The sequence below is a fragment of the Aeromonas sp. DNP9 genome (assembly GCF_001728955.1).
GTDB lineage: Bacteria > Pseudomonadota > Gammaproteobacteria > Enterobacterales > Aeromonadaceae > Aeromonas > Aeromonas veronii.
The window spans coordinates 46,024-68,569 of sequence record NZ_LYSQ01000002.1 but is presented as its reverse complement, the minus strand read 5'-3'; the positions used below and the strand labels follow the sequence as shown (position 1 = coordinate 68,569).

20 protein-coding genes and 2 tRNA genes are annotated in these 22,546 nt (G+C 61.1%); 13 read left to right on the top strand and 9 right to left on the bottom strand.

Annotated elements, in window-relative coordinates; all coding sequences use genetic code 11:
* Positions 1-248 precede the first annotated feature (248 nt).
* Positions 249-3,686, bottom strand: a complete 3,438-nt coding sequence (locus A9G06_RS01370) for an ATP-binding protein (protein ID WP_069554042.1) — start codon at positions 3,684-3,686, stop codon at positions 249-251.
* Between the two features lie 249 nt (positions 3,687-3,935).
* Between A9G06_RS01370 and A9G06_RS01365 the strand changes: the two genes are divergently transcribed.
* Positions 3,936-4,011: transfer RNA gene (locus tag A9G06_RS01365), tRNA-Gly, on the top strand.
* A 57-nt stretch (positions 4,012-4,068) separates the two neighbouring features.
* Positions 4,069-4,142, top strand: a tRNA-Cys gene (locus A9G06_RS01360).
* A gap of 50 nt (positions 4,143-4,192) precedes the next feature.
* Here the strand turns inward: A9G06_RS01360 and A9G06_RS01355 are convergent.
* A complete protein-coding gene (locus tag A9G06_RS01355) occupies positions 4,193-4,486 on the bottom strand; it encodes a hypothetical protein (RefSeq protein ID WP_069554041.1) in 294 nt (97 codons plus the stop codon).
* Between the two features lie 212 nt (positions 4,487-4,698).
* Between A9G06_RS01355 and A9G06_RS01350 the strand changes: the two genes are divergently transcribed.
* From A9G06_RS01350 to A9G06_RS01310, 9 genes are all read left to right on the top strand, one after another.
* Complete coding sequence (locus tag A9G06_RS01350) at positions 4,699-4,899, top strand: YbfA family protein (RefSeq protein WP_005334863.1); 201 nt, start codon at positions 4,699-4,701, stop codon at positions 4,897-4,899.
* Positions 4,900-5,333: 434 nt separating this feature from the next.
* Entirely contained in the window at positions 5,334-5,597 is a 264-nt protein-coding gene (locus tag A9G06_RS01345; RefSeq protein WP_005334862.1) for a DUF2282 domain-containing protein, read from the top strand.
* A 72-nt stretch (positions 5,598-5,669) separates the two neighbouring features.
* Complete coding sequence (locus A9G06_RS01340) at positions 5,670-6,518, top strand: DUF692 domain-containing protein (RefSeq protein ID WP_069554040.1); 849 nt, start codon at positions 5,670-5,672, stop codon at positions 6,516-6,518.
* Positions 6,511-7,263 carry a DNA-binding domain-containing protein gene (locus tag A9G06_RS01335; RefSeq protein WP_069554039.1) on the top strand — a complete coding sequence of 251 codons (753 nt, stop codon included), beginning with the start codon at positions 6,511-6,513 and terminating at the stop codon, positions 7,261-7,263. The genes A9G06_RS01340 and A9G06_RS01335 overlap by 8 nt, the downstream gene beginning before the upstream one ends.
* Positions 7,260-7,703 carry a DoxX family protein gene (locus A9G06_RS01330; RefSeq protein ID WP_069554038.1) on the top strand — a complete coding sequence of 148 codons (444 nt, stop codon included), beginning with the start codon at positions 7,260-7,262 and terminating at the stop codon, positions 7,701-7,703. The genes A9G06_RS01335 and A9G06_RS01330 overlap by 4 nt, the downstream gene beginning before the upstream one ends.
* Positions 7,704-7,800: 97 nt before the next feature.
* Positions 7,801-8,280 carry a GNAT family N-acetyltransferase gene (locus A9G06_RS01325; protein ID WP_069554037.1) on the top strand — a complete coding sequence of 160 codons (480 nt, stop codon included), beginning with the start codon at positions 7,801-7,803 and terminating at the stop codon, positions 8,278-8,280.
* A gap of 90 nt (positions 8,281-8,370) precedes the next feature.
* Positions 8,371-9,672 (top strand): PAS domain-containing methyl-accepting chemotaxis protein, encoded by a 1,302-nt coding sequence (locus A9G06_RS01320; protein WP_069554036.1) that lies wholly within the window; start codon positions 8,371-8,373, stop codon positions 9,670-9,672.
* Positions 9,673-9,852: 180 nt separating this feature from the next.
* Positions 9,853-10,407 carry a DUF3332 domain-containing protein gene (locus A9G06_RS01315; RefSeq protein WP_047439970.1) on the top strand — a complete coding sequence of 185 codons (555 nt, stop codon included), beginning with the start codon at positions 9,853-9,855 and terminating at the stop codon, positions 10,405-10,407.
* An 87-nt stretch (positions 10,408-10,494) separates the two neighbouring features.
* On the top strand, positions 10,495-11,868 hold the full coding sequence (locus A9G06_RS01310; RefSeq protein WP_069554035.1) for an HD-GYP domain-containing protein: 1,374 nt from the start codon (positions 10,495-10,497) through the stop codon (positions 11,866-11,868).
* A 77-nt stretch (positions 11,869-11,945) separates the two neighbouring features.
* Here A9G06_RS01310 and A9G06_RS01305 read toward each other — a convergent pair whose 3' ends face one another.
* From A9G06_RS01305 to A9G06_RS01280, 6 genes are all read right to left on the bottom strand, one after another.
* Positions 11,946-13,004, bottom strand: coding sequence for an FUSC family protein (locus tag A9G06_RS01305; protein WP_069554034.1), 1,059 nt, complete (start codon positions 13,002-13,004; stop codon positions 11,946-11,948).
* Positions 13,005-13,066: 62 nt separating this feature from the next.
* Positions 13,067-14,845, bottom strand: a complete 1,779-nt coding sequence (locus tag A9G06_RS01300; protein ID WP_069554033.1) for a bifunctional molybdopterin-guanine dinucleotide biosynthesis adaptor protein MobB/molybdopterin molybdotransferase MoeA — start codon at positions 14,843-14,845, stop codon at positions 13,067-13,069.
* Positions 14,842-15,486: a molybdenum cofactor guanylyltransferase MobA gene (gene mobA, locus A9G06_RS01295; protein WP_069554032.1), complete on the bottom strand. Its 645-nt coding sequence runs from the start codon at positions 15,484-15,486 to the stop codon at positions 14,842-14,844. The genes A9G06_RS01300 and mobA overlap by 4 nt, the downstream gene beginning before the upstream one ends.
* The gene (locus A9G06_RS01290) at positions 15,458-16,153 is read right to left on the bottom strand and encodes an energy-coupling factor ABC transporter ATP-binding protein (protein ID WP_005362120.1); all 696 of its coding nucleotides are present in this window, start codon (positions 16,151-16,153) and stop codon (positions 15,458-15,460) included. The genes mobA and A9G06_RS01290 overlap by 29 nt, the downstream gene beginning before the upstream one ends.
* Before the next feature lie 34 nt (positions 16,154-16,187).
* Positions 16,188-16,889: an ABC transporter permease gene (locus A9G06_RS01285; RefSeq protein ID WP_019446238.1), complete on the bottom strand. Its 702-nt coding sequence runs from the start codon at positions 16,887-16,889 to the stop codon at positions 16,188-16,190.
* A gap of 129 nt (positions 16,890-17,018) precedes the next feature.
* The gene (locus A9G06_RS01280; RefSeq protein WP_069554031.1) at positions 17,019-17,849 is read right to left on the bottom strand and encodes a substrate-binding domain-containing protein; all 831 of its coding nucleotides are present in this window, start codon (positions 17,847-17,849) and stop codon (positions 17,019-17,021) included.
* Between the two features lie 255 nt (positions 17,850-18,104).
* Here A9G06_RS01280 and A9G06_RS01275 point away from each other — a divergent pair, with 255 nt between their 5' ends.
* On the top strand, positions 18,105-19,460 hold the full coding sequence (locus A9G06_RS01275; RefSeq protein ID WP_069554030.1) for a sigma-54 dependent transcriptional regulator: 1,356 nt from the start codon (positions 18,105-18,107) through the stop codon (positions 19,458-19,460).
* Between the two features lie 26 nt (positions 19,461-19,486).
* A complete protein-coding gene (locus A9G06_RS01270) occupies positions 19,487-21,589 on the top strand; it encodes a cache domain-containing protein (protein WP_069554130.1) in 2,103 nt (700 codons plus the stop codon).
* An 80-nt stretch (positions 21,590-21,669) separates the two neighbouring features.
* On the opposite strand, the gene A9G06_RS01265 is transcribed toward A9G06_RS01270, so the two are convergent.
* Entirely contained in the window at positions 21,670-22,536 is an 867-nt protein-coding gene (locus A9G06_RS01265; protein WP_013723539.1) for a helix-turn-helix transcriptional regulator, read from the bottom strand.
* Positions 22,537-22,546 lie beyond the last annotated feature (10 nt).

Below are 22,546 nucleotides of genomic sequence, written 5' to 3'. Positions count from 1 at the left end.
ACTATTGATTTCGTTGTTTTCGTAAAAATTGACGGTGTTACGTCAATCTCGTCAAAATTGATTTTTATCTGTTTAAAATCATTGTCTTGCGTTATTTGCTTTCGCGTAAAAAGTGGCTGTGAAAATGGCGTATATGACAAATTTGTGAATTGGATCTGCTCTCGGTTTCAGGGGCGGGCGGGGCTTTGTTTTGCATAAAAAGAAACCAGATTGCCAATTGTGATCCGGCGCCCGTTTAGAGCGCCGTGTCACGGTTTGCGGTTGGCGAGTTGACGCAGGGTCTGTGCGCTGTGCTGCAACTGCTGGCGCTGGTGGTCATTGAGCGGGCAGTGGCCCAGCACATACTCGGTGGTGGCCACCACCGTCTTCCAGCGTGGTGACTTGGGCAGGGTGTCCAGACTCAGGTATTTGTCGAGGGTGCGGGTCTGCGGGCTGGATCTGTCCATATAGACCCGCCACAGCTTGCTCTTCTCCGCCAGCACGATTTTGCCTTTGCCGGTCCCCTGCTGCCAGGCATCCAGGGTGAGCTGCATGGTCTCTACCAGCGCCCGGCGCAGCGGCTCGTCATCCTGCTGGCGAATGAGGTCGTCGGCCAGAGAACGGAACTCGCCACCCAGGCGGCTCAGCTCGCCCAGTAGCTGTTCATCTTCGATGATGGCTTGCCGCGAGAGGTTCTTGAGGGCGTTCTCCAGCGCCATTACCCGGTTCTCATCCTGACGCAGCTCGGTACTCAGAGTGAGGGCGAAAGCGGCCTGTCCTCCGAGCGCGATGGGCAGGGCGCGGGCGTTGAGCACATCTTTTTGCCCGGCCACCAAAAATTCCAGATTGTGTTCCCGCTCGCTGGCTAGATCGGGCCACTGCTGTTGCAGCGGGGTGGCGAGCCACTCATTGAGGGGCTGCCCCTCCAAGGCTTCCGGCTCTTGTCCCAGCAGGCGCGCCAGTACCCGGGAGGCAAACAGCACTATGCCCTGCTCGTCGATAAAGATCATGGGGTCGGCCCCTTCGCCGAGCAGGGCCAGCAGCCGCTGCTGATCCTGATGCAGCCGATCCTGCAGGGTGAGGCGATGTTCGATCTCCTGCTTCAATAGCCGGTTCTCTACCAGCGAGGCGCGTCCGGCCTTGGCCTCCAGCAATGCCTTGACCCGGGCAAACAGCTCCTCCTTGCAGAAGGGTTTGACCAGATAGTCGTTGGCACCGGCCCCGAAGCCCTCCTCGATATCCTTGGGCTGGTTGAGGGCGGTGAGCAGCAGCACCGGCAGCATATCTTTCGGGTGCAGCTCGCGCAGGCGACGGCAGACGTCAAAACCGGAGAGGGTCGGCATCATCACATCGAGCAGGATGAGGTCCACCGGCTCCTCGGCCAGCTTGGCCAGCGCATCGTGGCCGTCACTGCTGGGCAGGATGCGGTAGCCGCAGGGTTGCAGCAGATGGCGCAGGATGTGCAGGTTGATGGGCTCGTCATCCACCACCAGAATGAGCGGAGCATCCTCGGGGGGAGGGGGCAGATCGTCGCTCTCCCAGTCCGGCAGGATCAGCGGTTGCTGGCGCACCAGCTGATGCTCGATCTGGCGGCTGTCGAGAGTCAGATTGGCCGCTTTGCCGGTGGCAAGGGGCAGGGTAAAGGCGAAGGTAGAGCCAACGCTCGGCTCGCTCTCGACAAACAGCTCGCCCCCCATCAGGTGCACCAGCTGGCGGGTGATGGAGAGACCAAGACCAGCCCCCTGCTTGCTCACCTCCGGGCTCATCTGCACCAGCGGCTCGAAGATATGTTCCAGATGGTCGGGGGCGATGCCGATGCCGGTATCGGTGACCTTGATGCGCAGGAAGTTGTTCTCGACGATGGCACTGAGCACCACCTTGCCCTGCGGCGTGTACTTGATGGCGTTACCCACCAGGTTGTAGAGCACCTGTTCGAGCCGCTGCTCGTCGGCCAGCACCGGCGGCAGTTCGGCCGGGCTGATATCCACCAGAGTGAGGGGTTTGGCCTGCACCAGATGCTGGCAGAGATCCAGTACCAGCCGGATCACCCCTTTTGATGAGACGGGCTGGGAGTGGATCTCCAGCTGGCCGTAGCGCATCTGGTGGTAGTCCAGCAGATCGTCAACCAGACGGGCCAAGCCGTCTGCACTCTTGATGATGAGCCCGAGCTGCTTTTGCTGCCCTTCGGTCAAATCCTGCTGGCTGGCGAGCATCGACTCTGCCATCCCCTTGATGCCGTGAATGGGGGTGCGCAGCTCGTGGGAGGTGTTGGCCAGCAGTTCATCCTTGAGTTTGTCCGCCTGCTGCAGGCTGAGGTTCTGCTTGTGGGTCAGCTTGACCTGCTGTTGCAGCTCCTGGGTCTGCTGTTCGATCAGTTCGATCTTGTCCTTCACCGAGCGCTGCATATGGCGAAACGCCTCGGCCAGCCGGTCGATATCATCGCCGGTGCGCTCGATGGCGATGGGGTGATCCAGCGCGCCGTCGGCCACCTGCTCGGCTGCTTCGGTCAGGGATCGCAGCGGCGCCGTGATGGAGTGGGAGAGCCAGCGGGAGAAGAGGATCAGCAGCAGTACCGAGCCCGCACCCAGCACAATCACCAGAGTTTCCAGCTGGCGGATGGGGGCATAGGCTTCCCGGGTGGAGATCTCGGCGATAAAGGCCCACTCGGTATCGAACACCTTCACCTGGGTGTAGGCGGCCAGCACCTCGTCATCCTGATAGGAGTGGAACAGCCCGACCCCCTGCTCGCCGGAGAGCGTCTTGGTGATGAGGGGCGTTTGCAGTGGACGGAAGTTGGGGCTGAAGCTGTTCTCGACGCTGAACTCCGGCGCCAGCCAGGCATCGGCGCGCATCCGTTTGTCAGGGCCGATCAGGATGGTTTCGCCGGTCTCGCCCAGCCCCTCCCGCTCCGCCATGATCTGGTTGAGCTTGTCCGGCAACAGCTCGAAAATCACCACACCGCGCACATAGTCGTACTGCATCACGGGCGCCGCCATGTAGGCGACCACCTGCCCGGTCAGCTCGTTGCGGCCAAAATCGGTGAATTCGAAGATCTGCTGCGGCTTCTGGCCGCCATCAAGACGGCGTTTGATCTTGGCGAAGGTCTGGCCCAAGCCACTGCCCTGATAAGGTCCTGAGAGCAGATTGGTGGCAAAGTTAGGGTGCTTGGTGACCGAATAGACCACATCACCGTTGAGGTCCACCAGAAAGATGTCGCTGTAGTTGGACTTGCGCACCATGTCGGCATAGCCGCGATGAAAGCGCTGGTGCACCCGGCCATACATCTCGTCGGCGAGGATAAGCGCCGTGATGGAGGGTTCGATCTCCACCTGACTGTCCGGTTTGCGCAGTTGATCCCAGGAGCCTGGCAGATAGCGGGCCTGGGCACGGCTGCGGGCCTCCTGCGGTGTGGTGCCCAACTTCTCGAAGGCGCCGGTAAAGCCATAGAAACGGCCGATACTGTTGCCGGCAAAATCCTGCTGGGAGAAGTTGATGATCTGCTCTTTGAGGTTGTTGAAGTAATCCTCGAGCTGACTCTTCTTGATATTACGAACGGAGACCAGATGGTTGGAGGTCTGGGTGGTGAGATCCTTGCCGTGGCTGTATAGGAAGAAGAGGGTGATGACCAAAAAGGGCACCATGCCCAACATGAAAAAAGCCAGCATTAACTGCGGCCTGAGCCCACGAAGCGTGAAGATCCATTTCATCTTGTGATTTTCAATTGAGAATCCGGTTATTAAGCCGCTCAAGTCTCGAACGAAAGCGTAATCATTTCAACGACTTTATCCCAAATTCGCTTGGTGGGTCACAGCTGGCTGGAGAAAAATGCAGCAAGGCGTTTAAACCCTGAGCAAACAGTCTGCATCAGGGCTTAAATTGCGAAAAAGGGGTTGTGCTGGCGCTCGTGGTACGTATAATGCGCCTCGTTGTCAGGCAACTGGCACGAAAGCAGTAACGCGGGAATAGCTCAGTTGGTAGAGCACGACCTTGCCAAGGTCGGGGTCGCGAGTTCGAGTCTCGTTTCCCGCTCCAATTTTCCATCACACCAATGATGGAAATCACTTTCAAGACAATCAGTCTTGTCAGCATGGCGCGTTAGCAAAGCGGTTATGCAGCGGATTGCAAATCCGTTTAGTCCGGTTCGACTCCGGAACGTGCCTCCATCTTCTCTCTCTTTTCCCTGATTCATCACTCTTCGATCCGTAAAGCTTGGTCAGTATCCTTGCTGCACCAGTAACTGTTCGCAGCCAGCCTGTTTCCACTCGCGCTCGAGATAGTGGCTCACATCCGCCATGTTTTGCCCCCGATATTGAAACTGCACCTCGGCACTGTGCTGGTTGAGATCCGCAATCCGTTGCTTCAGTGTGCCGCATTGCCACAGGCTGACGGCGGGTACGCCCCGTTCGGCCAGCACGATGGCATCTTCCCGATTCAGTTGCCACTCCTCCAGTTGTGCCCGTGTCAGGGCAACCATCAGCACCAGCAGTGCCACTTCCGGCAGTTTCATGCGTGTCTCCCTATTGCATGTTTTTCCCCTGATAACTGTGGCAAAGCGCACGATTTTCGCAAGTTTGTTAACTGTTGGTTAATGACGTAACCCGTTTTCAGTATTTCCCGTTTTTCACCATTTTTTTATAAAAAAATGCGTTGGTGATGTAGTAATCCTACATGGAGTGGGGTAATCTTTGCTCGGTGGTCTTACCAGTAAGGAGTTACATCATGTTTCATCCCTTTTCCCTGACTCAGATTATTCTTCGTCGCATTTATGTATTGCTGGTGGGCATTCTGGCTTTCCCCGTGATGCTGTTTCGCAGCGATCGTGCCCGCTTCTACAGCTATCTGCACCGGATCTGGAACAAAACCAGCACCAAACCGGTGTGGCTCAAAATGAGCGAGCGTGGCGAGCGGATCTTCTACTAAACCCCATTCGCACCATGTGCAAAAAGAGACAGCCAAAGCTGTCTCTTTTTTTATCTGTTTGCCGCAACTCCTGCCTCCCAACACTACTCAGATTGTTTATTTCTTGTTTCTTTAAAGTTGCATCCAGCCCTGCCTGTTGGCGGGGATTTTTTATGTCTGACGCCTCTCTTTTGATGGAAGCAGTGACGAAGATTAACGGGATGAAAGCACCATATGGCACGTTCCTCGTTCATTAATGGGTGGTCGTCGAGAAATTTTCAATGATAAAATAGCTTTTTAAAATCAATTGATTGAGTGTCTGTCTTTGGATTTTTTAACTCTTTTTGTGTTTTTTTTGAAAGGGAATATCCCGTTTGCCGGTTCTATTGCAGGTACCCGGTTGCGACAAATCGGGGATATCAGCAACATCCAACGACATCAAAAGGAACATGAACATGAATGTTAAAAAAAGCACTGCTATCGCCTCCGCCATGACCGGTCTGCTGGCGCTGGGCGCCCAATTTATCGCGGCACCAGCAATGGCTGCCGATGAAAAGGAGAAGTGCTACGGCGTGGTCAAGGCCAGCAAAAATGACTGTGCGACCAAGAGCAGCTCCTGCGCCGGTACTGCCAAGGAAGATGCTCAGGGTGATGCCTTTGTGGTGATGCCCAAAGGGCTGTGCGAGAAGCTGGTCGGCGGTTCGCTGCAACCCAAGTAAGAGACATCGGGCAGGGGATGGCCAACGGGCCACCCCCTGCATCTTCTCTGATTGGTGAAAGCGAGTCTTGCGATGAACCCTTTGATTGGTATCGGATTACGCACTCCCCATTACGATGAGATCCGGCAAACCCTGCCGGCAGTCGGTTGGCTGGAGGTGCACAGTGAAAATTACTTCGAACGGCACAGTCACGGTTTTCAGGTGCTCGCCGAACTGGCGCAGCACTACCCCGTCAGTCTTCACGGCGTTGGCATGTCCCTCGGTTCTGCCGACCCGCTCGATCCGCACCATCTGCTGCAGTTGTCGACACTGGCCGCGGCGATAAAACCGGTACGGATCTCCGAACATCTCAGCTGGGGCAGCATTGGCGGGCGTTACTTCAACGATCTGCTGCCGGTGCCCTATACCCGAGCCTCCCTGCGCAACATGAGCGACAAGATCCAGCAGGTACAACAGACCTTGGGTTGCCGCATGTTGATTGAAAATCCCTCCTCCTATCTGCAACTGCCCGGGGAGATGAGCGAGTGGGAATTTCTGGCCGAGCTGCAGCAGCGCAGCGAGTGCGGCATTCTGCTCGACCTCAACAATCTCTATGTCAGTGCTTTCAATCACGGTTTCTCTTGCGATGAGTATCTGGCGGCGATCGATCTCGCCACCGTCGGGGAGATCCATCTGGCCGGTTATACCGAGAAACAGCTGCCGGAAGGCTCTCTCTATATCGACACCCACAGCGCCCCTGTGGTGGCACCGGTCTGGGAACTCTATCGCCAGATCTGCCGCAAGCAGGCCATTCCCACCCTGATTGAGTGGGACCTCGAGATCCCGCCGCTGCCGGTCTTGCTGGCAGAGGCGGCGAAGGCCAGTGCAATTCTGGATGAGGCGCGAGCCATGAGTGCGCCACGGGAGGTGGCCCATGGCTGAACTGGCACAGCTGCAACAGCACTTTGCCGAGGGTCTGCTGGGGGCGCCTGACGCCATTTCCCCTCACATCAGCTCCCGGCTCTTTTCTGCCGAGTCTGTGCTGCAGGTCTATCGCAACCACTTCATCCTGAGCCTCGGCGAGATGCTGGCGAGCAGTTATCCCGCCGTCAAGGCTATGGTCGGGGATGACTTTTTTGCAGCGGCGGCCCGTGGCTTCGTATTGGCCGAGCCGCTCAGGGAAGGGAGCGTCATGCACTATGGCGCCGGATTTGGCCAATGGTTGGCCCGCTTGCCGACTACAACCGGACTGCCCTGGCTGGAGGAGCTGGCTCAGTTCGAATGGCAGCTTGAGCGTGCCAGTCTGCTGCCGCTGGAATCACGCTGCTGGCCAGCCGAGCGTCTGGCCGCATTATCGCCGCAACAATGGGAGCGGCTGCGGCTGTTGCCAGCCACGGATCTGCTGCTGGTTGCCAGCGATTATCCGGTGCTGGCCCTGTGGCAGATGGCGCTGCACTGTGGTGAAGCGGTGGACGCGCTTGATGCCCCCGTCTGGTTGGCATTGAAGAAACAGCCGGATTGCCGGGTTGCCCCCTTGCCCCTGACGGTGGGTGAGTGGGCGCTGCTACAGGGTTGTCTCGCTGGTACGGCGCTGGTCGATCTGCTTGCGGCCGACCCTGCGGCCAGTGAACATCTCACTCGCCTGATAACCCTTGGTCTGCTGGTGGATATGGAGGTAATGCCATGATGGCAAACAAATGGCTGGTGCTGGCCAGCTCGAGTGGTGATTTGCCGCGCTGGAGCAGCGCTGGTGTGCTGTTGCTGGCGCGGCTTTGGGTCTCCTCGGTTTTTTTCACTTCAGGCTGGCTCAAGCTGACGGCGTGGGATTCCACCCTCTATCTGTTTGAATCCGAGTATCAGGTGCCCCTGCTGCCCTGGTTGTGGGCTGCTTATCTGGGTACGGCGACCGAGCTGCTGTTGCCGCTCTTCCTGCTGGCGGGGCTTTTTACTCGCCCGGCCGCCTTACTGCTGTTTGGCTTCAATATCATGGCGGTGATCTCCTACCCGACCCTCTGGGCGGGCGGCTTTTACGATCACCAGCTGTGGGGCTGGATGCTGCTGACCCTGACCATCTGGGGCGGCGGTGTGCTGAGCCTGGATTATTGGCTGACACGTCGCAACCATTGATTTATCAGTGATTTCCCCAATGACAAAGAGCGCCACAAGGCGCTCTTTGTCATAATGACGGCTGGCGAAATTTCCCATGAGAGAAAAGGAGCAGCCAATGATTATTCGTCAGGCAAGGACCGCAGATATTCCCGCACTGGTGGCGCTGCGCATGGAGCTGTTTTGTAAGGTCGGTGAGCTGGTGACGCCGCAGGCAGACCCGGCCTTGTGGCAGGCCACCCTTGACTATTTCACCCGGGCGATGAGTGAAGAGAGTGCTTTATCCTGGCTGGCTGAGGCCGATACGCAGGAGGGCGGTAAACAGATCGTGGCTGCAGGGACGCTGGCATTGTTTGAACGGCCACCCTATCCCGGCAATCTGGCGGGGATGGAGGGGTATCTGCTCAATATGTATACGCGGCCACAATGGCGCCAGCAGGGGATCGCCACGGCGCTGCTCGATGCCATTACAGACTTCGCCAGATCGCGTCAGCTGGGCAAGGTGTGGCTCCATGCCAGCGAGCAGGGGCGCCCTCTCTATGAGCGGATCGGCTTTGTCGCCAATCCGGCCTATCTGGAGTGGGACCTGGCACCTTAATCGATGGGCCCCGTTATCTCTATGGTTTCTCGTCTAAAGTTCATGCAGATGTGACGTAGTTGTAACCAGGTAACAGAGGGGCAGGGCAAGATGTTCAACTTCAAACTCAAAGCGGAATTACAAGCGTGTCAAATGCAGTTGGCCCAGGCCCAGGCATTTATTGATGCAGTAAAAGTCGGTGTCGCTACCATCAGTTTCACTCCAAGCGGCGAGGTCCTCGAGGCGAACCCGCTGTTTCTGAGTGTGGTGGGCTATAGCGAGCAGGAGGTGATTGGTAAACACCACCGGATCTTTTGTGATGCCCACTACGCCCAGTCATCCTCCTATGCCCAGTTTTGGGAGCAGTTGCGTCAGGGGCATTCCCACAGTGGCATCTACCAGCGCATTGACAAACATGGCAGGGAGTTGTGGCTGGAGGCGACCTACTTCCCGGTCAAGGTTGAGGGCAAGGTGGTCAGGGTCGTCAAGATAGCCTCCGATATCACCGAGAGTTATCAGCAGTTGAGTCGTCAGAAAGCGATCATCTCGGCACTCGATCGGGCACTCGCCATTATCGAGTTCACCCCCAAGGGGGAGATTGTGACGGCCAATCAGAATTTCCTCTCCTGCGTCGGTTACTCCCTTTCGCAGCTCAAGGGGCAGCATCACAGGCTGTTTTGCGATGAGAGCTTCTATCACGAGCAACCTCACTTCTGGGACGATCTGGCCCACGGCCAGCTCAAGTCGGGGCTGTTCAGTCGTCGTGACAGCCACGGCAACGAGATCTGGCTGGAGGCTACCTACAACCCCATCAAGGATGAGAGCGGCAAGGTGGTCAAGGTGATCAAGTTTGCCAGTGAGGTGACAGAGCGGATCAAGCGCGCCCAGGCAGTGAGCGAGGCGGCCAACATAGCCCAGACCATTTCGCAGGAGACCACCCGCTTTGCCGAAACCGGGTCTGAGCTGCTGGCGGCATCGGTTGCCATCTCCAGCGCCATTTCCGAACAGGTGAGTCGCACTTCCGGCCTGATTGGCCAGCTCAATGAGCAGTCGAAAAGTATTGAAGCCATTGTCTCGACCATCAGCAGTATTGCCGAGCAGACCAATCTGCTGGCCCTTAACGCCGCCATCGAGGCAGCCCGGGCTGGCGATCAGGGGCGCGGCTTTGCGGTGGTGGCCGACGAGGTACGTCAGCTGGCTGCGCGCACCTCCCTCTCGACCGGCGAGATCGCCAGCGTGGTTCAGAAAAACCGCGAACTGACGGCCCAGATCACCGGCAACATCAATGAGGTGGCCACCAGCGCCCAGCGTGGCAAGGAGCAGATCGGCGAGGTGAGTGGCGTGATGGCACAGATAGAGCAGGGTGCCATCAATGTGACCGAGACAGTCTCCAATCTGGCCATCGGCTCCTGACGGTTATTGATTGTTGAACGAGGCACCGATCGGATGATAATCCTATCGGTGCTTATTTATTGCGCACTTGATATGCCAATCTGAACCCCTCCTGTATCGTCCCGCCATTGTGAATTGTCCTCTTCTGGCCCCTTGATTAGGCTTGCCGCCTCATTTATTTCAGAGCAGGAACAGAACACGATGGCATTACAACAGAAGGGGCGGGCAATGGCCCTGCTGGTTATGGTCGCGAGCATGGGTCTGGGCGGCTGTATGGGGCAGATGGGGCTTTCCGGCATGGTCACCAAGGGCAACCTGAGCGTGGTGGATAACCGCTACGCTCGTGCCGGGGTCTTTATGCTGCTCTCCCCTGTCTACGGTCTGGCCGCGACCGCTGACCTGTTCGTCTTCAATACCATCGAGTTCTGGTCTGGCAAGAACCCCATCACCGGCAAATCTCCGGCTGTGGTGGACATGAAAGCCAATCCGGTGATCAAGGTGAACCAGCATCTGGATCCGGCCCTCAAGACGGTGCCGTTGGCCATGCTGCCACAAGGGGTGCGTGAGGTGGAGATCAGCTACCCGGACGAGCATACCGCCCAGATGGAGGTGCACTATCTGGATGGCCGCCGCAGCATGATGCGTGGCGAGAAGCGTGGCGAGCTGATGGATATCTACTTCGATGGCCGCTTTGTCTCTACCCTGAGCCGTGCGGAGCTGGAAGAGCGGGCTAATCAGGGCAAGGCTGCTGCCTAAATTCAACTGAATCCAGATCGATCCAGCTTCAGATGGGGTATACCTAATCTGCTGGCAAAATCGCCATGATGTCTAAGGGAGTAGACTATGACGGTGAATGGATTGCGATTGGCGGAGTTGATTGGTTCCCTCAGTCATGCGCTCGATATGACTGAGGGGCAACCAAGAGGACACTGCATTCGCTGCTGCTGGATAGGTTCCCGTCTGGGGGAGCGGCTGGGACTGGACGCCCGGCTGCGCCATGATCTCTACTACACGCTCCTGCTTAAGGATCTTGGGTGCAGCAGCAATGCTGCCCGTATCTGCGAGCTCTATCTCACCGACGATCTTCACTTCAAACGCGATTTCAAACTGGTGGATGGCTCCCTCTCCGAGGTAGTCAACTTTGTGCTGGGCCACACCGGCTTGCAGGCGGATCTGCTGGGACGTTTTCGCAGCCTGTTTCATATCTTTCGCAACGGTGACCAGATTGCCAACGAACTGATCCAGACCCGCTGTCATCGGGGGGCGGATATCGCTCGCCAGTTGCGTTTCAGTGACGAGGTAGCCGATGGCATCCTCTCCCTTGATGAACACTGGAATGGCAAAGGTCGGCCCCTGCAACTGGCTGGCGAGGCGATCCCGCTCTTCTCGCGCATTGCCCTGCTCTGTCAGGTGGTGGATGTGTTTCACGCAGCCGCAGGCCCGGATGCGGCGCTCAAGGAGCTGCGCGAGCGCAGCGGCAGCTGGTTTGATCCGGCACTGGTTCGGGAATTTGAAGCGCTGGCCGACGAAGAGTTCTGGCAAGGACTGGCCGATCCCCGACTGACCGAGTGGGTGCTGGTCCACCCGGCCGGGCAAGGGGAGGTGGCGCTGGATGAGGATTATCTGGACGAAATCGCGGCGGCCTTCGGGCAGGTGGTGGACTCCAAAAGTCCCTACACCGCGGGTCACAGCGGCAGGGTGGCGCTCTATACCGATATTCTCGCCACCCAGATGGGGTTGTCCGAGTCGCGTCGACGCTGGCTCAAGCGGGGAGCCCTGCTCCATGATGTGGGCAAGCTCGGTGTGAGCAACGCCATTCTCGACAAGCCGGGCAAACTCGATGCGCAGGAGTGGGCGGCGGTGCAGATGCATGCCGCCTATACCGAGGAGATCCTGAGCCGTATCGGCGCCTTCGAGGAGCTGGCACAAGTGGCGGGCGCCCACCATGAGCGGCTCGATGGCAAGGGCTACCCCAAGGGGCTGAAAGGGGACGAGATTACCCTTGAGACGCGCATCATCACCACAGCCGACATCTTCGATGCAATCACCGCCAAGCGCCCCTATCGCGGCGCCATCCCTGTGCCGCAGGCGCTGGAGATGATGGCGGAGAATCTGGGCACTGCGATAGACCCCGACTGTTTTGCCGCCCTGCAGGCGGGTATTCAGGATTTCTCCCTCTACCTCACCACCGAGCAGCCGCTGGCCAATGCCAGTTAAGATTTGCAGCCTTCATGGCCCAAGTGGCCAGTCAGACAGCAAAACGCCCCGCCACTGCGGGGCGTTTTGCATTGTGCCTAGTCGGGCTGCTTGCGATGGGGCGGGGTGAGGATCAGCCCCAGCAGGCGGCGCAGGTGGGTGAGCTGTTCGGTCAGCTGCACGTTGAGCCAGAGGTAGCCATTGATGGCTGCCTCGGTATTGGGGGGGAGCGATACCTGGGTCGCCACCTCGTGCAGGCGGGCGATGGCGGCATCTGCGCCGCGACCATCGCCGGTTTGCATCATCAGGGCAAGCTGGTTGATCGCCTCCTCGGTGGCCAGATGGCAGGCTTGCAGCTCAGCCGTGCTCTGCATCAGGAAGTGGCTCTCCCGATCGTTCCAGTAGGTGTTGGCCAGCATCTCCAGAGTGCAGAGGGTGTTGCGCATGGTGACCTGCACCGCATCAAACAGGGCGACGCTGTGGCGCGTCTCCTTGGCCGCAGGGGCCAGCAGGGCCCGCAGTTTGCCGGTCTGTGCCAGCAACTGGGAGAGATTGTGCTTGAGGCGCGGGCGCTCCAGCACATTGGGGGAGAGGTGGGTGTGATAGAGCCGCCCCGACTGCTGCAGGATCTGGTGCAGTTGCAGCCGCCAGTGGCTGTAGGCCCGCTGGGGATAGATGCTGCAAAAGAGCAGCGCCAGCAGGGAGCCCAGGATCACGTCGGCACTGCGCCACAGCGCCGTCTCTATATCCCCCGGCATGGCCCCCATGGTGACTCCCAGCGTGATGCCGATCAGCAGCCCCACATAGGGGCGCTTGCCGAGGGCCAGATAGCCGCAGAGGAACATGATGCACCCGCACCAGATCAGGGTGAGTGGCAGGGAGTAGATCTCGAGATAAAGTGCCACCACCCCGCAACTGGCGCCGAAGATGGTGCCCACCACCCGCTGCAGGGCGCGGGAGAGCACATTGCCCCAAAACGAGATGGGGCCCATCACCACCACCAAGGTTATCAGCGGCCAGGTGCTCTCCGGCAGTTTCAGCTCGCGGGTCAGCAGAAAGGTGAGCATAAAGGCGAGCGCAATGCGCAGGCCATGGACGATCCGGTAGCGGCCATAGACCAGCAGATCGAGTCGGGAGAGGGGGGCATCAAGACGCACGGTCTGCCTCCTGTCAGGTGGGGGACGGGGCGCCGTGCATCCGGCCGACGCCCCGTCGGGATTTAGGCCAGTCGTCCCTGCAGGGGGTGGATCCAGACACGTTCGCCAACGGCGATCCCGGGTTGATCCGGTACGATTTCAATCAGGCAGTTGGCATCGGCCATGGAGCTCAGAATGCCGGAGCCCTGTGGCCCTGTGGTGCGCACCCGCAACTGGCCGTTACGGTCCTGATGAAAGATGCCGCGCAGAAACTCGGTGCGCCCCGGGCGGCTCTTCATCTTCTCGTCCGCCAGTGCCGAGAGGCGCAGCGGCTGCCACCGCTTGCCTTGCAAGCGGGCGATAGCGGGCTCGACAAACTGCAGTACGCAGATCATCGCCGCAACCGGATTGCCCGGCAGGCCGAAGAAGGGGGTCTGCCCCAGCTTGCCAAAGGCGAGCGGGCGGCCCGGCCGCATCTGGATGCGCCAGAAATCGATCTGGCCGAGCTCTGCCAGCACCAGCTTGATAAAGTCGGCGTTGCCTACCGAGACCCCACCCGAGCTCAGCACCAGATCGGCGCTGACGGCGGCCTGCTCCAGCTGCTGGCGCAGAATGGTTTTGTCATCGGGAATGATGCCAAGGTCCATCACCTCGCAACCGGCGGCACGGATAAGGGCCATCAGGGTGAAGCGGTTGCTGTCGAAGATATGGCCGGGAGCGAGCGGCTCGCCCGGTGCCTGCACCTCGTCACCGGTACTGAACAGCGCCACTTTCAGCGGGGTGCGCACCGTGAGACTGGCTTGACCGAGGGACGCCGCCAGCCCCAGCTGGGGGGCGCCCAGCCAGGTACCGGCCGGGATGGCGACCGCACCTTTGGCGAGATCTTCGCCGGCGAGGCGCACATTCTGCCCCGCCCGGATCGGGGCGGTGACCGTAACCCACTCACCTTCAATCAGCGTCTCTTCCCGCATCACCACAGTATCTACCCCGGGGGGTAGCGGAGCGCCGGTCATGATCTGCACCGCCTGACCGGCCAGCACAGGCTCGTGGCGCTGCTGGCCCGCCAGCACTTCCCCCACCAGTTGCCAGCGACCGGCGGCGAGATCGTCGCTACGAAGGCCAATACCGTCCATCGCCGAGTTGGCGTGGGGGGGCACATTGATGGGGCTGATCAGATCGGCGGCCAGCACGGCGCCGTGGCACTGGGCCAACGGCTTGTCGCAGCTGGCTGAGCTCGGGGTGAGGGCTGCCAGAATGGCGTTGCGGGCCGCTTCGACCGAGAGAAAGCCCTTGCCTGCTTCAGGCTCCTTGCTCAGGCAGCCGTCAAGCCAGCTACAGACGAAGTCGGCGATAGCCGCCAGATCGTTGATATCGAGTCGGGGCAGGCTTGTCTGCTGTTGTTCGCCACTCTGTTGGGGCTGATCGCTGGCCAGCGCGATGATGTCGCTGTCTTCGGGGAAGAGCAGCGGCTTGCCAATTTCGGCGCGGTGCAGCTCGATTTTCGGGAAGTGTTCGTGCTTGAACCCCTCGACCAAGAGCAGATCGAGCTCTGTCTGATCGAAGCTGGCCAGCAGCTGGCGAAAGTCCGCTTCGGCCAGCTCGGTCTCGCCGTGCGTTGTTTCAGTAATGCGAGCATGACGACGACGGGAGGCGACCATCATCTGCTGGGCACCCGCCTTGCGCAGGCGATAGCTGTCCTTGCCCGGTTGGTCGATATCAAAGTCGTGGTGGGCGTGCTTGAGCACCCCGATGCGCAGGCCGCGATCCACCAGCAGGGGGATCAACTGCTCCAGCAAGGTGGTCTTGCCGGTGCCGCTCCAGGCGGCAAAGCCGAGAAGGGGAAGGGTGGGGGCCGGGGTCATGAGGTGACTCCTTGTTGGGGGTCGATAGCCGGGGCAAGCAGACGGGCCTCGTAGGCGGCCAGCTCGGCAGGGCTGTTGAGATTGATAAAGGCATCCGGCTGATCGGCAAAGCTCACCACCGCCATGTTGTGGCGGGCAAACCAGATATCGATTTTGCGCTCACCCTCCGCCAGCGCAGCGGTGAGGGAGGGGAGCAGGGATTTGTGCAGCAGGGCGACCACGGGTTGCAGCCAGTCGCCATCGTGGGCCACTACCAGCTCGGTATCCGGGGTCAGGGCGGCGCGAAAGCGGCTCATCAGATCCAGCGGCAGGGCGGGGCCATCGCAGGGGACAAACAGCACCCAGTCGTGACGGGCGGCAGCAAGACCTGCCTGCATGCCCGCCAGCGGGCCGAGATAGTCGTTGTTGTCATCGCAGATGACCGGGGCCAGCGCCTGATAGCGGGCCTGACTGCGGTTGGCGTTGATCAGCACCTCATCCACCTGGGGGCGCAGGCGTGCCAAAACGTGGTCGATAAGAGGGTGTCCCGCCAGTGCTACCCATCCCTTGTCTTCGCCTCCCATCCGGGTGGCGCGGCCTCCTGCCAGGATCACTGCTGATACGGCAACGGGATCAGAGTGGCTGTCGCTTTTTGAAGTCATGTCGCTCGATGATTTTTAAAGGGGTCGTCTCTTGCAGCTGGCCACGGGCGAGGGTCCATTGCCGCTCGCACAGGTCGGTCAGGGCGTTGCTCTGGTGGCTGATGACGACCAGGCCGCTGCCATGTTCCCGCAGATCTTGCGCCAATGCGGCCATCAGGGCAACCGAATGTGTGTCCAGATTGGCGGTGGGCTCATCCATCAGCAGAAAGGCAGGTTGCAGCGCCCAGGCGCGGGCCATTGCCAGCCGTTGCCGTTCGCCACCCGAGAGAATGCTGATGTGCTCCCGCGCCAGCCCCTCCAGCTCGACCCGGCGCAGCGCCTCGAACACCCGGATCTCACTGCCGAGCTGTTTATCGAGCGCCCAGGCGACGTTGTCGTGCACCGTGCGATCGAACAGATAGGGGGTCTGGTGCAGATAGGTGACCCGGCCCGGCCCCAGATCCCGCTTGAGCAGCCGGTTGAGCCGCTGTTGCCAGCGCCCCGGCAGATTGGTGTGGCCGCGGGTCGGGGCCAGCAGCCCCGCCAGGATCTTGAGTAGAGTGGTCTTGCCCACCCCGTTGGCTCCATGCAGCCAGATTGCATCCCCCGGGGCGATGGCGAGCCGGTCAATCTCGAACAGCTGGCGCTCGCCAAAGCGCATCGTCAGCTGGTGGGCGGTCAGGGCCATGGGGTACTCCTGTTGGTACACAGTGGGGGCATGGTCAGTTCTTCAGATAGCTGTGGCCGCGACAGGCGGTCAGCAGCAGGTTGAGCAAGAGGGCGAGGGTGAGCAGCACTATGCCGAGCGCCACCCCCTGGGTGAAGGCCCCTTTCTGAGTCTCCAGCGCGATGGCGGTGGGGATATTGCGGGTGAAGTGCAGGATATTGCCCCCCACCATCATGGAGCAGCCCACCTCGGTGACGATGCGGCTGAAGGCGCCGATGATGGCGGCCAGCAGGCCAAAGCGGCACTCGTGCATCAGGCCGATCAGCGCCTTGGGCCAGGAGACCCCCAGGGTCAGGGCGGTCTCCCAGGCGCGCCGGTCGCTCTGGACAAACGCCGCGTGGGCCATGGTGGCGATCACCGGAAAGGCGATCAGCATCTGCCCCACCACCATCGCCTGCTGGGTAAAGAGCAGCTTCCAGTCGCCAAAGGGGCCGGCCCGCGACAGCAGCATATAGAGCAAGAGGCCAATCACCACGGTCGGCACCGATTGCAGGGTATTGATGCAGGAGAGCCAGAGCCAGCGGCCGGGCAGCGGCAGATAGGCCAGGGCAAAGCCCAGCAGCAAGGCGGGCAGCAGCACCAGCAGCAGGGCGATGCAGGAGACGGAGAAGGAGACCCCCACCACCTGCCACAGTTCAGTGTCACCACTGAACAGCAGGGCGAGGGCCGCCAGCGTGGTATCGATCAAGGTCGGCATGACGCCTCTCTCTCATCGTGCAGGGCGAGGGCCGTCAATACGGTCGTGTCGAGCAGGGTCGGCATCAGGCGCCTCCCTCAGCGAACCGGGGGAGGGCCATCAAGGTCAGCTCAGCGGTCAGCGTTGCCATTATTTCCCGTTGGCATCCGCCACAAACAGCGCCTGACCCGCCACCTTGAAGTCGCCGATCAGCTTCTGGCCATGCTCGGAGACCAGCCAGTTCTTCAGGGTGCGTGCCCCTTCGGTGTTGAGATCCGGGTAGCGCTTGGGGTTGACCAGGATCACCTGATAGGGGTTGAACAGGCGCTTGTCGCCCTCCAGCAGTACGGCGAGATCCAGCTTGCTCTGGTAGGCGAGCCAGGTGCCGCGGTCGGTCAGGGTGTAGGCACCCAGCTCCGAGGCCATGGTCAGGGTCGGGCCCATCCCCTGGCCGATGGATTTGTAACCGGCAAATTCGGGTTTGACGTCAGCCGCCTGCCACAGGCTCTTCTCTTTGATGTGGGTACCGGACTCGTCACCGCGGGAGATAAAGGTCTGGCCTTTATCCTTGATGGCTTGCAGCCCCTTGGCCGCGTCATGCAGCTTGGCCAGACCCGCTGGGTCTTTGGCCGGGCCGACGATGACGAAGTCGTTGTACATCAGGTGCACCGGCTCGATGCCAAAGCCCGCATCGACGAACTTCTTCTCGGCAGAGGGGGCGTGGGTCATCACCAGATCCGCATCGCCATTCTCGCCCATCTTCAGGCTCTGGCCGGTACCGGCCGCCATCACCTGCACCGGATAACCGGTCTCCTTGGTGAATTGGGGCAGTAGCCAGCCCAGCAGACCGGACTGCTCGGTGCTGGTGGTGGTGGCGAGGCGGATTGGCGCCTTGGTAGTGTTAGCATGGGCCGCGCCGGCGATCAGCAGGCTGGCGGCGAGGGAGAGGGCAAAACGTTTGAGGTTGGTTTTTATCGTCATCGTGATGCAACTTTTTTCAGGGTGGATGAGGAGAGGGCAAGAGTAAGCAAGCAGGGTGCCAAACTGTTCCTTTGCCGCTGCATTCACGGTTTGCCGTTTAAAAACAGAAGCTTATTAGAATCAATTAGGTGAGCTTGTTATCGCTTTTAATAATTGGTGTTGGTGCTTTTGATACGGTAAGGACAAAATGTCCCACTAAGGTTCCGGTTATCGGGACATTCACCGACCGTACGTGCATCCGAGGTACTTTTTTCCATGACACTCCCTCCCAGCCGCTGGTCTGCCCTCTCCCTGCTCATCGTTGACGATGAGCCCGGCATGCGCAGTTTTCTGGCCAAGGCGCTGGCCAGGCGCTTCGCCCAGATAGAGACCGCCGCCAGCGTGGAGGAGGCGGAAGCCCTGCGCTGCCGCCTCCATTTTGATCTCATCATCGCCGATATCCGGCTGCCGGGGCGCTCCGGCATCGAGTGGCACGAGGCCATCGAACCCGGCACCCGCCGCAGCGACATCATCTTCATGACCGGTTTTGGCGACATGGAGACCGCCCTCAAGGCGCTGCGTCTGGGGGCCAGCGACTTTATTCTCAAACCCTTCAATCTCGATCAGATGGTGCAGGCGGTGGACAGGGTCATCGAGCGCCGCCAGATGGAGCGGGAGAACCTGCTGCTGCGCCGGGAGGTGAGCAAGCTCTTCCCGCCCACCCTGATTGGCGACAGCGCCAAAACCAGCGAGCTCAAGACCCTGATCGCCCGCGTCGCCCCCTCCAACGCCGCCGTGCTGGTGGAGGGGGAGTCCGGCACCGGCAAGGAGCTGGTGGCTCGCGCCCTGCATCAACTCTCTGGCCGGATGGGGGCCTTTGTGCCCCTCAACTGCGCCTCCATAGCCCCCGAGCTTTTGGAAAGCGAGCTGTTTGGCCATGTGCAGGGGGCCTTTACCGGCGCCCGCAAGGGGCGTGACGGCCTGTTTCGGGTCGCCCATCAGGGGACGCTGTTTCTCGACGAGATCGGCGAGATGCCGCTGGCCATGCAGGCCTCGTTGCTGCGGGTGCTGGAGCAGAAGGCTATTCGCCCGGTTGGCGCCGAGCGGGAGCTGGCGGTGGATGTGCGCATCGTCGCCGCCACCAACCGCAACCTCAAAGCCGAGGTGGAGGCGGGTCGCTTTCGCGAGGATCTCTTCTATCGTCTCAACGTGGTGGCGCTGCCGGTCGCCCCGCTGCGCGAGCGCATCGACGACATCCCCGCGCTGGTGCACCACTTTACCCGCCAGCTCACCGCCGAGATGGGGATGGGCTCCTTGAGCTGGACCCACGAGGATGTGGTGGCGATGCAGGCTTATCCCTGGCCCGGCAACGTGCGCGAGCTGCGCAACCTTATCGAGCGCTGCCTGCTGCTCGGCAAGCCCCCCGCCGACTACTGGCAGAGCAGCCAGCCGGCGCCGCAAAGCGATGGCGGCGACGGTTATCCGCTGGAGTGGCCGCTGGCCGAGGTGGAGAAGGCGCACATCCTGCAAGTGGTGGCGAATCACGATGGCAACAAGTCGGCCGCCTCCCGGGTGCTCGGGGTGGCGCGCAAGACGCTGGATCGCAAGTTCAAGGAGTGGGCCATCGAATGAGGTCTGCCGATGCCAAGGGAGTGGCGATGAAAAAGAGCCTGTTGTCACGCTGTATTCGAATTCTGTTGCCGCGCTGTGTGCGCACCAAGGTGCGCTGGCGCCTGCTGCTGCTCACCTCCATGCCCATCATGCTGAGTCTGGCGGGCATGGTGGCGCTCACCCTCTACTGGACGCTCACCTACAGCTGGCAGAACCTGCTCACCACGGTCAGAAGCGATCTGGCTGGCGCCCACCACGCGGTGATCGTGCAGCAGCAGCGTCAGGCCGAGCACCTCGAACATCTTCGGGATGCCTGGGCTTTTCAGCTGCGGCTGCGTGAGTCACCAACCCGGCTGGACGAGTGGGTGATGCCGCTGGCTGCCAACTATGGTCTCGATTTTCTGCGCCTGCGTAGCGGCGCCGAGCTTCAGGCTCTGACGGCGCAGGAGCTGACGACCCTGAGTGCCGGACGCAGCGTCAGTCACTTCGTGGTCTGGTCGCAGCAGGAGATGCTCGCCCTCTCCCCGCAACTGGCCAAGCGAGCCGTGCTGTGGCAGCGGGATGGCACCAAAGCGGTGGAGAGCCGGGGGCTGATCAGTCTGTCATTGACGCCTGTGATGGGGCGCGACGGATCCCTTTGGGCAGTGCTGGAGGGGGGGGAGCTGATTAACGGCAGCACCCGGCTGGTGGATGAGATCAAGGGTCAGGTGTTTGCCAAAAACACCCTGCCAGAGGGGAGCATAGGTACGGTCACCCTGTTTCTCGATGATCTGCGGGTGAGCACCAATGTGCCGGTCAGCAGCAGCCGTCAGGTTGGCCGGGCGGTGGGCACCCGGGTCTCGCCCCCGGTGCGCGAACAGGTGCTGGGGCAGGGGGATATCTGGATAGACCGCGCTTTCGTCCACGACGCCTGGTATGTCTCCGGCTACGAGCCGCTGCTGGGGGCCAGGGGCGAACGGCTCGGCATGCTCTATGTCGGCTTTCTCGAGTGGCCCATCATCCGCACCTACCTCACCAATCTGGTGGAGCTGGGCTCCGGCGTGGTGCTGCTGTTGCTGCTCTCCGGCCTGCTGGTCTATCGCGGCGCGCGGGATCTCTTCACCCCCATCGAGCGGATGCACAAGGTGGTGCGGCAGGTGCAGGCCGGGGAGTCGGCCCGCATCGGCCCGCTGGCACTCGATCCCGATCACGAGCTGGCCCAGCTCGGTCGCCAGTTCGACGCCATGCTGGACAGGCAAGAGGCGCACCAGCAGCAGATGGCCCGCAGCGCCGACGAGCTGGAGCAGAAGGTGGCCGAGCGTACCCAAAGCCTTGAGCTCAAGACCGCCGAGCTGGAAGATCATATCCATATGCTGACCGAGGCGCGCCAGCAGCTGCTTATCAGCGAGAAGCTGGCGGCCCTTGGCGAGCTTTCCGCCGGGGTGGCCCATGAGATCAATAACCCGCTGGCGGTGATCCTCGGCAATGTGGAGCTGATGAAGCTGGAGCTGGGGGAGGCGGCCGAGCCGGTCAGCGAGGAGCTGGCGCTGGTGCTGGCCCAGATCGAGCGGATTCGCGCCATCACCCGCAGCCTGCTGCAATATTCGCGCCCCGGCGACTACGAGACGGCGCCGGTGTGGCAGCACCTCAACCCCATCATCGAGGAGAGCCTGACCCTGGTGCGCTCCGCCCTGCGTCAGCAGCAGGTGGAGCTGGTGGCCGATCTCAGGGCCCAGCAGCCCATCGAGGCGGATCGCCAGCAGCTGTTGCAGGTGCTTATCAACCTCTTGGTCAACGCCAGCCACGCGCTGGGGGAGCAGGGGGAGATCCGGGTCGAGAGCCGCGACTGGGTCGATGAACTGGGTCAGCTGCGCGGGGCCGAGGTGCGGGTGATCGACAACGGGAGCGGCATCGAGGCGGCCATTATCGACAAGATCTTCGACCCCTTCTTCACCACTCGCGCCACCGGCACCGGTCTGGGGCTGGCCCTGAGCCACCGCATCATCAGCCGCTGGGGTGGGGAGCTCTTGGTGGACTCCACCCCGGGGCAGGGGAGCTGCTTTACCGTGCGGCTGCGCAGCCATGCCCTGCTGCCCAGCGGCAGCGAGCCTGCGAAACTGGAAGGGTGGCGCATCGCCCTCAATGCCGAGGGGCGTGAGACAAGCGATTGATGCTGTTATAAAAAGGCCCGTGATAAAAACAGCCCGTCAACATGGTTGGCGGGCTGTTTTGTCGGTGGGTGAGTGGTTCTTTACTGCGGGCTCCATACCAGCTTGCCGCTCTGGGTCAGGTCGTAACCGCCGAGGCGAGCCGCCAGCTCGCGCCCCTCGGGGGATTGCAGCCAGCCGATCAGCTGTTGCAGCAGGGTGCGAAAGAAGACCCCCTGCGGCATCACCAGATCGAAGCACTCCTGCGACAAGGGCATAAAGCCGAGGCCAAACTCGGTGGCGGTGCTCTGGGCGCCGGGCCCGACGTCCGCATCGCCGCGGCTGATGGCGGCAGCCAGCTCCCGCTCGCTATTGACCTCGAGGGTGCGCTCCAGCCGGGTCAGCGACTCCCCTTGCGTTTGCAGCCACTCCTGCAGGGCCCGCTGGCTGCCAGCCCCCTCCTGACGCATGGCCCAGCGCCAGTCGAGCGCCTCTTTCGCCTCTTTGGGTTGCAGCCCTTGCCGCAGCACCAGCCCCTGCACCCGGCGAAATCCATGAACGATCACCCATTGCCGGTGGCCCTGATACTGCTGCACCAGCGCCGGGTGGCGCAGGTGCGCCTCCTCGGCCTGCCCCCAGTGGATGGCGCAGAGATCCACATGGCCGCGCGCCAGCATCGCCAGCCCCTGACGGGTGCCGCACGGGGTGTAGCCCACCAGTGCCTGGGTGCCGAGCTGCTGGGCCAAGCGGCTGCTGGCGTAGTGCAGCAGCACATCGTCCGAGCCTGCCAGCAGCAGCCGGTCGTTCATCACCCCCTCGTGGCAACTGCCGAGCAGCCAGCGGTCGAGCAGGGAGCGGGGAAACAGCCACTTGCCGGTCGCCTTGGTGGCGGGGATGCGCGCCTCGTTGGCGAGCTGGTAGACCTTCTTCTCGTTGAGATCGAGGTATTCCGCCACCTGCTTCACGTTCATAAACTCGTTC